Source organism: Methanolobus vulcani, assembly GCF_006546655.1.
GTDB lineage: Archaea > Halobacteriota > Methanosarcinia > Methanosarcinales > Methanosarcinaceae > Methanolobus > Methanolobus vulcani_A.
This window is the reverse complement of record NZ_VIAQ01000020.1, coordinates 99,639-111,633: the sequence shown is the minus strand read 5'-3', so window position 1 is coordinate 111,633 and position 11,995 is coordinate 99,639. Positions and strand designations below refer to the sequence as shown.

15 protein-coding genes are annotated in these 11,995 nt (G+C 40.7%); all 15 read right to left on the bottom strand.

The genetic code is table 11. The features are described from left to right. Positions 1-13: 13 nt before the first annotated feature. Positions 14-463, bottom strand: coding sequence for a nucleoside-diphosphate kinase (ndk, locus tag FKV42_RS13410; protein ID WP_154810803.1), 450 nt, complete (start codon positions 461-463; stop codon positions 14-16). Positions 464-476: 13 nt separating this feature from the next. Next, a complete protein-coding gene (locus tag FKV42_RS13405; RefSeq protein WP_154810802.1) occupies positions 477-665 on the bottom strand; it encodes a 50S ribosomal protein L24e in 189 nt (62 codons plus the stop codon). A 10-nt stretch (positions 666-675) separates the two neighbouring features. Then, positions 676-891 carry a 30S ribosomal protein S28e gene (locus tag FKV42_RS13400; protein WP_154810801.1) on the bottom strand — a complete coding sequence of 72 codons (216 nt, stop codon included), beginning with the start codon at positions 889-891 and terminating at the stop codon, positions 676-678. Positions 892-913: 22 nt separating this feature from the next. Further along, positions 914-1,270, bottom strand: coding sequence for a 50S ribosomal protein L7Ae (rpl7ae, locus tag FKV42_RS13395; RefSeq protein ID WP_154810800.1), 357 nt, complete (start codon positions 1,268-1,270; stop codon positions 914-916). A gap of 281 nt (positions 1,271-1,551) precedes the next feature. Further along, positions 1,552-2,406, bottom strand: coding sequence for a hypothetical protein (locus FKV42_RS13390; RefSeq protein WP_154810799.1), 855 nt, complete (start codon positions 2,404-2,406; stop codon positions 1,552-1,554). Between the two features lie 72 nt (positions 2,407-2,478). Then, on the bottom strand, positions 2,479-3,702 hold the full coding sequence (locus tag FKV42_RS13385; RefSeq protein ID WP_154810798.1) for a SufB/SufD family protein: 1,224 nt from the start codon (positions 3,700-3,702) through the stop codon (positions 2,479-2,481). Further along, positions 3,681-4,427 carry an ABC transporter ATP-binding protein gene (locus FKV42_RS13380; protein WP_154810797.1) on the bottom strand — a complete coding sequence of 249 codons (747 nt, stop codon included), beginning with the start codon at positions 4,425-4,427 and terminating at the stop codon, positions 3,681-3,683. Before FKV42_RS13380 ends, FKV42_RS13385 begins: the two co-directional genes overlap by 22 nt. Before the next feature lie 252 nt (positions 4,428-4,679). Then, positions 4,680-5,288: an archaeosortase B gene (gene artB, locus FKV42_RS13375; protein ID WP_154810796.1), complete on the bottom strand. Its 609-nt coding sequence runs from the start codon at positions 5,286-5,288 to the stop codon at positions 4,680-4,682. Between the two features lie 50 nt (positions 5,289-5,338). Beyond that, positions 5,339-6,946: a DUF7507 domain-containing protein gene (locus tag FKV42_RS13370; RefSeq protein ID WP_196214145.1), complete on the bottom strand. Its 1,608-nt coding sequence runs from the start codon at positions 6,944-6,946 to the stop codon at positions 5,339-5,341. Positions 6,947-7,317: 371 nt separating this feature from the next. Then, positions 7,318-7,503, bottom strand: coding sequence for a hypothetical protein (locus FKV42_RS13365; protein WP_154810794.1), 186 nt, complete (start codon positions 7,501-7,503; stop codon positions 7,318-7,320). Continuing rightward, a complete protein-coding gene (locus tag FKV42_RS13360; protein WP_230375723.1) occupies positions 7,500-8,117 on the bottom strand; it encodes a hypothetical protein in 618 nt (205 codons plus the stop codon). The genes FKV42_RS13365 and FKV42_RS13360 overlap by 4 nt, the downstream gene beginning before the upstream one ends. Positions 8,118-8,411: 294 nt before the next feature. Next, positions 8,412-9,164 (bottom strand): hypothetical protein, encoded by a 753-nt coding sequence (locus tag FKV42_RS13355; protein WP_196214144.1) that lies wholly within the window; start codon positions 9,162-9,164, stop codon positions 8,412-8,414. 285 nt (positions 9,165-9,449) lie between these two features. After that, a complete protein-coding gene (locus FKV42_RS13350) occupies positions 9,450-9,689 on the bottom strand; it encodes a winged helix-turn-helix domain-containing protein (protein ID WP_154810792.1) in 240 nt (79 codons plus the stop codon). A gap of 86 nt (positions 9,690-9,775) precedes the next feature. After that, the gene (locus tag FKV42_RS13345) at positions 9,776-10,444 is read right to left on the bottom strand and encodes a hypothetical protein (protein WP_154810791.1); all 669 of its coding nucleotides are present in this window, start codon (positions 10,442-10,444) and stop codon (positions 9,776-9,778) included. 69 nt (positions 10,445-10,513) lie between these two features. After that, on the bottom strand, positions 10,514-11,983 hold the full coding sequence (locus tag FKV42_RS13340; RefSeq protein ID WP_154810790.1) for a cohesin domain-containing protein: 1,470 nt from the start codon (positions 11,981-11,983) through the stop codon (positions 10,514-10,516). Positions 11,984-11,995: the final 12 nt, after the last annotated feature.

Below are 11,995 nucleotides of genomic sequence, written 5' to 3'. Positions count from 1 at the left end.
GATTCTAACCTTTTTACTCGTAGAGACAGACCTCATCGATCTTGGTATAATTAACTATCTCTGAATCCTTGAAGTGGATAGCCATTTCACGCTTTGCAGCTTCTGTTGAATCTGATGCATGGACGACATTTCTGCCGGTCTCTACTGCGAAGTCACCTCTGATTGTACCAGGAAGTGCTTCAACAGGATTTGTTGCACCATTTACTGCACGCATGATTGCAATAGCATTCTTACCTTCAACAACCATTGAGACAGATGGTCCTGATGTTACATATTCTATAAGTGAAGCGAAGAAAGGTCTTTGAACATGTTCCTTATAGTGCTCCTTTGCACTTTCCTCACTCATGACACCAAGTCTCATGGCTGCGATCTTAAGACCACGTTTCTCAATTCTTGAAATGATCTCACCCATAAGTCCACGCTGTACAGCGTCCGGTTTGATCATAATGTATGTCTGTTCCATTTAGAACACCCGATTATGCTTTCTTCAAGTAAATTCTGCCCTGTTCGGTCCAGACGGTACGCCTTGGTAATCTTCCAAGTTCAAAGTTGCCTTCGCATTTGGATGAGCAGAAATAGTATATTGAGCCATCCTTCTTTACGAAGAGCTTACCTGTGCCTGGTTCAAGAAGTTCACCACAAAATGAACATTTTCTCTGTTCCATATCAGTCACCTCATCTGGTAGTCAGTTTCTTGGCTTCTCTGGAAGTCTCGATCAACATGAAAATGTCACCGATCCTTACAGGACCAACGCAATTACGGGTGATTATACGACCCTTGTCGCGTCCTTCGAGTACGCGGCACTGAATCTGGCTGGCTTCACCATGCATACCGGTGTTACCGATAACATCAATGACTTCAGCCGCATAGCCTGAATCTTCGTCTGCCATAACGATACCTCACGTATCAGGATTATTTAAGTGCACTTACTTTCTGTGCAACGTCTTCTACAATCTCGCCACCCTTGCCAGCGTCTACAATAGCGACTGCTGAGCAAGCGACACCGATTCCACAGGCTGCACCGAGCTCTTTCTGCTCTTTTACATATATATATGCAGTGTTCTTCTCTTCACAAAGTGGTGCAATGTGTGCAATGACTTCTGCCGGATCGACATCCTCTGCAATTACTGCGAGCTTTGTAATGCCTCTCTCAATAGCTTTTGTCACTTCATTGATTCCTTTCTTTAATTTGCCTGTGTCTCTTGCAAGCTCTACACTCTCGAGTGCCTTGTTAGCGAGTTCTTCCGGAACATCAAATTTTGCTGCCATATTATTTTCTCCTTCGAAACCATGCTGTATACTCATGGTTTTTCATTATTCATTGTGTGCCGCAACTGCGGCTAATTTGGCCAATTACGATTGTAACAATGTTAATCAATAAGTTAACTGACACATATGCCAAAGTAATGGCTGTGAATTACTGCATTCCTGCTTATAAATTAATTATAGCTTTTCCAGAATGCGCAATTGGAGTCTTTAAATAACCTGTTCAGGTATAAAGCTTGTGGCCGAAAAAAGAGAAATAGAGATGAGAATTCATCTCATCAAAGTTAGTAATATTGTTCTGTTACGAGATTGATGAAATTTGTTGTATTAGCTGTAACAACAACTTTCAAAATATTTCCATCATCATAAGTACTGGTATTGTAAACAAGGTTTCTTGCAGTACAATTTGCTTCAAGTTTTGAGACTGTATCAACAGTGCTGTCAAGTGGATTAAGGAATATCTCAGTCTTGGAATAATTTCCATCATTCATATTTCTATATTCCAGATAATGCTGATCAGCCAGAGTGTCTGTAGATATCAAAACCTGATATTCCGCACCAGGAGTTACATAGCCCATAATTTCATTGAATTCATCTGAAGCAGGACTTGTACCTGATGCCACATCAATGACTTTTTCAAGAGTTCCAACATCTCCCAACAGAGTTGGAGTTCCAATTATGTTATAAATACCATTACCTCTGAACAGAAGCGAATAACCATTATAAGAATCAGCGATAGTATAATTAAAGCCTACAACCTCAGGATTCAACTTATCTGCTTCAAATCCATAACTGCCTGTAATATTATATGCTGAGTATCTTGTGATCATCATAGTATTGTAATACATATACAGATCGGTAACATTATAATCCTGAAGCGGAGTACCATATGTTCTGGAATAATCTACATATATTGCATTAGTCATGCCTTCTGGAGTAAATGCAAGCCCATCAGAAAGAGAATTCATTTCTGCGCTAAAATGAGTACCACCGATAACCTCAAATCCGGGTGCATCCTGCACATCTGTACTTGTATCTTCAACATCGTTGGAATTTCCTACAAAGCTTGCAACAAAATAAGAAAAAACTGACAAGACCATTATAGCGGCTAAAATAATTGCTCCGTATTTTTGATTCATTCATTCTCCTCAAACAATTAATTAATATGAGTTAATAAACCTTATTCAAAGTATAAATAAAAATAGGAAAGATCAGATCGCATTCTCTCCAATCTTTGCAATAGTGGCATCAATATCCGCCTTAAGCTCGTCTGGAATACCCTGAATACCAACATCAAGGAAACCTCTGACGATCATACCCACTGCATCCTCTTCTGTAAGGCCTCTTGCCATCAGATATTCAATCTGTTCCCGTGCGATCCTTCCCACAGCAGCCTCGTGTGACAATTCGATATCCTCAACATTTGCCTCAAGTATAGGAATTGCTCTCTGCATTCCTCCACCAAGAACAAGTCCGTGACATTCCAGGTGACCTTTTGCATTGTTTGCATTACCTATCATCTCACCACGGGCAATAGCCTTGCCGCCTGTGGTGATGGTCCTGGAAATCAGCTCAGCCTTTGTGTCCTCGGCATTGAACACAACCTTGCTTCCAAGGTCAAGTTCGGATCCCGGATGTGCAACAGCAATTGTATTAAGTCTTGCAAAAGCACCTTTACCTTCAAGAATTACTGTAGGATATGCCTGAACTGACTTTACAGGTTTCAGGGTTACATAATTACTGATGTATGTACCGCCTTCTTCCACATGAACAACAGTCCTTGGCCTTACACCAATCTCTTCACCCCAGTTGTGGATCATAGTGAAATTAAGAGTTGCACCCTTTTTCACATACATTTCTGAGATACCAAGGTGAAGACCTTTGTCAATACCATGCTTTGTAGAACATCCTGTAATAACATCAAGTTCTGCTCCCTCTTCCACAATGACAATATTGTGAACGGTCTGGGATACCTGTTTGGAACCGATAAGCAGACATGTCTGCACAGGCATTTTGGACTTCTTACCTGCAGGTGCTCTGATAAAGTATCCGTTTGCATCCTGAAGATAGCTCATTGCAGTGTACTTGTCCTTATCCGGCTCTACAAGCTTCCATGAATAGTCTTTTACCCAATCATGAACCCTCATAGCATCACGCAGGGACATCAGTTCTACAACATCATCGTCACGCAGGGATGAATGAGTCACAGCATTATTAAGCATCAGGAAACTACCTGACCTGTTATCCTCGGAAGGTGTGAATCCAACATTGAGAAGTGTTCTCTGATCTTCTTCACTTAGCTCTTCGAGGTCATCGGCCCTTTCTTCCGTTTCTGATGCAAGCCCATATTCATTAAGGTCAAAGTCCTCACCGTATGCTGCATTCTTTTTGAGGGCTGCTTCTGCCTTCTTCCTCATATCTTCATCAGCTTGCATTTGATACACTCCTCATATCCCTGTTCCTTTATTTCAGTGAGCATTTCACGTGGGTTTCCTGAGCACATAACGGTCCCATTGCACAGGATATAACCCCTGTCAGCCTCGATATAATCAAGTACCTGACCAGTGTGCGTGATTACCAGTGCAGATTTACCATGACAGCACCTGTCACCAGGACACTTGCAGTCTTTCTGAAGAAGACTATTTATCGTTTTACCAAGTTGTTCAATACTTACAAGGTCAACACCTGATTCAGGTTCATCAAGCAATATAAAATCAGGATTTTGCGCTGAAAGCTGGAGAAGCTCAGATCTCTTGATCTCTCCTCCGGAGAATCCTACATTGACATCTCTTTCATAGAACCGGACCATATCGATAGCTTCAGCAAGGGCTTCTGTATCTTTCATATCTTTTGATATGACATTCAGGAGATCGTATAGTTTGACGCCACTCATGTTAGGTGGTCGCTGCGTCATAATACCCATGCCCATCTGTGCTCTTTCATAGACCGACATATTGGTTATATCCTCTCCTTTGAAAATTATTTCTCCCTCTACAACATTATAACCACTAAAACCCATAAGGGTCATCAGAAGTGCAGATTTGCCTGCGCCGTTTGGCCCGAAAAGAACATTAGTATAACCGGCTTCGACATCGAGGTCAACGCCTTTCAGTATCCTTCGGCCGCCGATTTCAACTGTCAGATTATTGATCTCCAGCATAATATGGCCTCCTTTTTTATGACAATATATCCATGAAAGCAGCTTTCATGGGAATCCTGCTGTACTATAAGGGTTATCGGTTAAAAACCTATTGAAATGTTAAATTAAATAAACTAATTCGACTTCATGCCAGAGATATAAAAAATATAGTGAGTTAACCGGACTATCAGACAAATTGACCCCCATACATCATACTTTGTAATGAAGTTGGTGATGTTTGTTGTTTACTCACCTTTGAATAAATAATCCTTTTTAATTCACTTTATGTTGTTCAAATACTCCCGCTTTTACTATTTTCTCTATCCATAGTAACATAAGCATAACTATCAGGAAAATAAAGGTTATTTGCCATAGATAGTAATGCATATAGCTAAAAAGTGAAGGATACATAATCCCAATGAAAGAGAGGAAGATCAGCCTGAACATATTTATGATCAACATTGCAGGTACACCCAGAGCCAGACCCATGAATTTGTTACGCAACGTTGTGGGATAAGCAAGCACACATCCTGCATAGACCAGCAGTTCATAGATGCCCGTACATTCATCTATGACCAATACAGAGATACCACCCATATAAACAGACTGACCGTAGGAATAACTTTCCACCCCTAAAAGAGACATTATACCAGAAAGTGTATTTGCGGTCAATGTACTCAGGAAGACAAACCTATCCTGGAAGATCACATATATCCCTGTAAAAAGTGCTATGTAAAACAGATAAGGACCTACAAATCTAAGTACTGTCTTATTCTTTTCCAGAAAACTCACTACATGGACTTTAAGACCGATTGAAGGAATAGATACCTTTTCTGCAGCCTTTTGTTTTCTGCTACCCTTAAGTTTCCTGTCTTTTTTCATTGTAACTCTTCCAGCAGATATCAAAAAAGAAAAAAAAGAGAGGATTGGAATTAATCACGTCTTCTTAGCGTGACCATTCCAAGAATTCCAAGCGCACCGATCATGGCCAGTATACCAACAGGCGTCAGTGTTGGAACTACAGATTTGCAGTGGTAGTGACTTGGATCTTCATCTGTTACAACAGTTCCATCATCTACAGCTTCACCGGTCACATTTCCAGTGTTCTTGTACAGAGGAGTGCATTCCTCCAGTGTATCAGTGACAATATAGGTCCATTCCTCTCCTATCTCAAGAACATCATCGCCATCGGCCTTGTCAGTGATCTTATCATTACCAATAGTGCCAATGACATCATCCACAACGACAATGTTCGTCAGTGCTGCATCCCCGGTGTTGGTTACAACGTATTTCCAGGTTATGGTCTCACCAACTTCTATCGCAGGACCTGAAGGGAAATCTGCATCAAAACCGTTAGTTGACTTCTCAATGTCAATATCAGGTTCGCAGCTTACAACATAGTGACTCGGGTCATCATCTGTTACTGGAATGACACCATAATAACCTACGACGTCGGCAACATTCTCGTAGTCACCACATTCAGCAGTGCCTTCTGCCTCATAAGTCCAGGTCTCAGTCAGATCAAGGAGACCATCTCCGTCAGTATCACCGCCTTGGAAGACTGGAATTACACCCTGATCATCCGTAACTTCAACATCTGCCAGTGGTACATTTCCAGTGTTAGTGACAACATAGGTCCATGTCACATCCTGTCCAAGACTTAGTTCAGGAGCCTCTTCATAAGTATCTGCGTCAACGCCGTTAGTTGCCTTCTCTATGTGAATCTCAGGATTTGGAATCTCGATGAAAACAACAGCTGTATCTTCACCAACAGAACTATCACCGGATGAACCAGATAATACCTCTACCGCCAGAACTTCCCCTGGGCTCACGTCATAGAAAGTACTGAAATCTGAAATGCTGATTTCATAGACGGACTTTGGCAGATCATCAGGATTGGCCACATTGAAGTGATCAGATGTCAAATGGGCATATACGTCCGAATTCGTCATACCGACACTAGAAGAAACTGTCCACGCATTAGCGTTCACCAGGATAAGTGAAGAATCACCCGTAGATACTTGAATAATCCTGATGACCCAAGACTCGGTCAGTCCAATTCCAGAACCTGCAGGACCTGCGGTTGTATCGCCATCAGCTGGTTCTTCTGAATATATTTCGCCATTCCCATCGCCATCTCCGGGTATTCCATAAACTTCAGTCATACCATACAAAATATCATTTATCGGATCGTAATGTCCATATATCTTACTGACATCAAGGCCACTTGAATAGTCCGTAGCAGCAACACCATTTACTGCCATTGATTCATCAAAATCTCCGCCCGAATCATCTTTGGGGTCAATATCATTCCACTCATCTGTTACAAGATCGACAGGATTATTATATACACCCTGTCTGACCACCATTCGGTCACCAAATGAAGCATAGGGATTATACGATGAAGCATTATACTGCGCATAAGCCCAATTTTCGTCCCACTCACCAACTCCACGTACCCCATCCACGGTTATTGCCATGGCACTGGGCACGGAGAATAAAATGATCAACATTACAAACATTACATGTAATCTATTCATTATTTTCCGCTCCCATTTCATAAAGAAACACTTCTCAATAATGGTTTAGTCATCACAATATATATCGATGCAGCAAACTAAGTTCAGTAAATTTGCTTAGTACAAATGTTCAGGAAAACGGTTTTTATTTAATACCAGCATAAAAAGGCAGTTCGACTCTATAATATAAAATGAAATGAATTTAATCGTTGCAGCAAAACCAAATCAGTATATGTTTTTAGGAAAAAAAGGAGGAATTAATCCTCCTAAAATGAAATACACCACAATCCCATGAGATACAATGAACATGGCCATTCCAGCAGGAATCAGTAGTTGATAACTGATCGGCAATAATAACCTTTACATCCTCATCTGTGACCCCGGTGCCAAACTCACCATTGGTAACTGTCCGTTTTAAGATGCGGCACATATCGCTTCAAACTGCCCTTTAGCCCATATATCCAGACCTCACCCAAACCAGGGATGTCATCATTCCTGATGCTCTTTGAGATCAGACTTGATCCAGGGAACGTAGTAAAGTTATAATTGGCCACAACAACACTACTCACATCACTCATATCTCAAGATCCCCGGAAAGGAGGTCTTCGATAATTCTAAGTGATTCATCACTTATCTTCGTTCTTTTGCCCTTATCGATCTTTTCCATGTTGTTATAATCGAAGATCGTTTTGCATACACCATGATCTTTGTCCAGAGGATCATAATCCTGGAGGAATACAATACAACCTTCCATACCAATCTCTTTTTGGACATATCTCAACGCGTACCCTACACCATAGTGGCATCCTACACCCGGAAGGAAATAGTTGTAACCCTCACTTTTTTTCTTTTTGAGCCAGGGGAAAAGATTGGAATCACTATCAATTACGAATATCCTTTCTTTTGTGAAACCTTTCTCCATTAATATATCTACCATTCTCCCTAAGGAACAGGGAACAATGCATTTTTTCCCATCCAGCTTTAAACATTTCCTGTTTTTTCTCATATTTATATCAGATGCAGGACAAACGTAATCAATGGAAGGTTTCGCACAGTAGGGAATAAAAGATACGCAGCTATCCAGCTCATCATCAACTATCTTCTGAATATCTAAAGAAGGTGTTGAAAGAGCCATATTGTAATTTAGCAAACGAGTATTGACCTGATTGAAACTCAACCTCTTTTCGGTCAATCTCTTATTCAATGAATACGGAATAAATGAGTATACTTTTTCCAGCACTGATATTTTCGTTTATACCCCCACCTTAAAAACCAAATACTAAAGATACGCCTATTTTCCCCACAATAAAGTATAACTTATTTAATTCTAAAACCTTAGCATTACAATAAAATAAAGGAAGGAATAGGTTTTTTTGCAATGATAAAAAAATATACATAACAACTTGTAAAATTAGGGAATATTCATAGCAGGTATTAATAAAAAAAATGATAATAGAGATATACCGATAAGGCAAAAAGATAATGATCAATAACCATGGAAAGCTGAATGATCATTACCTGAAGGAAGTTCGTTTTTATGAAGGGAACTGTTAGAGTCCGCTTTTGTACCCTGATAATTGCCTGAGAGTATACGGTCCATCAGGAGAACTGTACCTTCATGAACTTTAGTTCTTTTGCCTTTGTCAATACCTTCCATTGCCAGATAATCATTCATGCATTTACAGACACCATTATCTTTGTCTTCCGGACAAAAGTCATCCACAAAAGCTATGCATCCCTTGTAACCAAGCTTCCCGCCAATATAATCGAGTGCATAGGACACGCCATATTTGCAACCTGTACCTGGCATGAAATACTCATAACCTTCCGCTCTTTTTTGTTTGAGCCAGGGGAAAAGATTGGAATCACGGTCAATTATGAAGATCTGGTCCTTTGTGAAACCATGTTTTAAAAGAATATCCACCATATTTCCCAGAGAGCATGGAACAGTGCATTTACCTCCGGACACCTTGATACATTTCTGATTCTTACGTTTATGCTCCCTGTCAGATACAGGACAAGCATGATCGCCTAAAGGCTTAGCACAATATGGTAAAAAGGCAACACACTTATCCAGATCATCCCTTACAACTTTGTTTATGTCGAGAGAAGGGGGATATAATGCCAGATGATTCTCTATTAAATTATTATCCTGTTTTTCGAATTTGCATTTCCAGCTGACTATCTTTTGATGAACTGAATAGGGCAGCAATCCATATATTAATTCTCTGAGTAGCATTTTTCCTCCGTGAAGTTATTGGATGTGTTTTTATTGATCATCCGGAGATAATCATGCATCCATTTTTGAGATATAATATACCATTGGTCTGTTCACGACTATAAATATCATGACCCTATATAGAACTATTCATGTACATAGACACTCTCAATTAATAAATAGTGTGTGCATATTCATAAATAATTAAGACAGATAATGTACACAGTTCCTATATTTTATGTACAAGTTAATTACGAATAGAAATAACTCTCATATTGAATGATTACAACATGCCCATAAAAAAAATTAAAGTCCTAATTCCTTTGCAATCTCCTGGAATTCCTTGCCTTTCGAAGTTGTTACATACAGATTTCCTTTGCGTTCAATCAGACCTTTTTCCTCTAACATCTCAAGATACCTGTTAACCATATCAAAGTTCAGGTTTGCACTGTAAACTATATGTGTTTTTTTAGCTCCCTCCAATGCAGTTTTTAATATCTCCACGCTAATGGCAGTCCTGCTTCTCCTAATGTAACCACTCCCCATTAGTCACAGTATCTTTCATCTGCTGTTCCCCACTCAGATAGAATAATAAGTTGGAAGAAAAAATAATTCCAACTTGCAGATTCGGTCTATTTCTTCTTGGACCTATAACCAACAATGACAATCCCCATGAGGATTAGACCAAATATGGCTATAATTCCACCGGTCCCACTTACAGAAGAGAATCCTTCCGTCACATCTTCTGTAACTTCACTAGCCGTTTCTTCAGCTATTGTACTCTCGGTTGTACTTTCAAGAGTAGATTCAGTATCCACATCAGCATCTGGTTCCTCTACAACAGTTTCCGAGGTCGTAGCACTACTACTACTAAAACCTCCACCACCGCCACTACTATGTGAAGTGGTAGTTCCTCCTGTTCCTGTTGTTGAAGTAGGAGCAGTTGCACTAATATCGAGTGAAACCATCTCATCGGACTGATAATTACTCAGGTCTATTGTAGCCGCTTCCACACCATCTACTTCAAGTGTGACAATACCATAATCAGAACTCACTCCCAGCCTGTTACTTCGTTCATCACCAAAAAGACCTGCGGTTGTTACAGTTGTTTCAGCAACTACCTGTCCATCAGCAACCACTGTCACTTCCGTCCCTACTGATGCAGGACTTCCATCCACCAATAAGTTTCCCCCTAATACAATTGGAGGACCAATGGCCACAGCAGGCGTAGCTATTACTATGAGTGAGAATAGGATTATTAAGAACTTCAATGAAACACTATATATTTTACCACTAATCATACGTCCACCTCTGATAAATTAAAAAAGCAGTGAGAAAACTCACTGCAAATCTTTCATTTTCCTTTCACCTCAGGCCAATACACATTCTTCATCCACGTATACGAAATATCCTTCATACACATTCATAGCGAATACATCGGTACCTACCTGGTTACCATTGATGATACCTTCCTGTCCGTTGTAGCCCACATAGGCAAATTCACTTGTAGCAGGAAGCCATGGTCCAGTGACCTTGACATAGCAGTCATCTATGGTGGAAAGAGCAACCTCTGCAGACAGCTCTACCATAGCAGTGTGACCTATTGCATTCCATCCAGGATAGAGCGTAAGCATCGGTGGTACAGATGGTACCATTGGTACGAGGTATGTCTCATTGATGGTAACTGTCTCGCCCATATCGTTGTGTACCCAGTATGCCTTTAATGGCTCAAAGTCTTCTGGTATCTCCATCATGCCTGAAGATGCATTGTAATAGAACACACTATCTACTTCAGTATCGCCGAAATCCTGAAGCACAAAGTCTACGTCTGCATTCTCAAGTGTCTCCGGAACTGATATCAGGTTCCATCCTGGCAGGAGATCTATTCCTTCAATGACCACTTCTACAGGTGTTTCGATCTCAACAATGTCATCTATGACATCGACATCTGCTATTGGATTTTCATCTCCGTCCTCAAGTGTGACATCAGTAAGATCCAGAGTATAGAATCCATCTGGTGCACCTTCCTTTACCTCGAAGTCAATGGTAAGGACAGTTCCTACCTGTGAAGCATAGGGTGATGTATCCAATGCTGCAAGTAATACCTCACCATCGTTCAAATTCACGAAGTACATGCCGTCCAGCAGACCTGAGTAAGTAGCACTTGTTACATCAAGAGCAGATGTATCATATGCCATACTAAAGTCAAGACCACTGAGAGCTGTTTCAGCAGAATCCACAACAACGGTTGCCTGGAAGGTATCACCCACTCCGAAGACACCAGTATCAGCTATGATCTCCAGTACTGGAACCTCCTCGTCTCCACTACCACTGCTCTCTGCTTCAACCTCTACCTGACCATCATTGATAGTTACTGGAGAAATATCCTCTTCACTACCATCTTGCAGTGTAACACCGTCCAGTTCAAGGTCATACATACCATCTGCTGCACCTGCCTTTACCTCGAAGTCAATGGTAAGGACAGTTCCTGCATGTGAAGTATAAGGTGAATTATCCAATGCTGCAAGTAATACCTCACCATCGTTCAAATTCACGAAGTACATGCCGTCCAGCAGACCTGAGTAAGTAGCACCTGTTACATCAAGAGCAGATGTATCGTATGTCAGACTAAAGTCAATACCACTGAGAGCTGTTCCAGCAGAATCCACAACAACATCTACTGAAAAAGTATCTGTTGGAGCAAGATCCTCTGTTAGTGCCGGATTAACTGACAATGATGCTGCACCAGCAAGACCTGTACCTACCATGATGAAACATGCGAAAAATATCAAAAGGGAGGTAGCTGAAACTACCAGACCCTTCATCTTTTTATCTGTCATGATCACACCTCA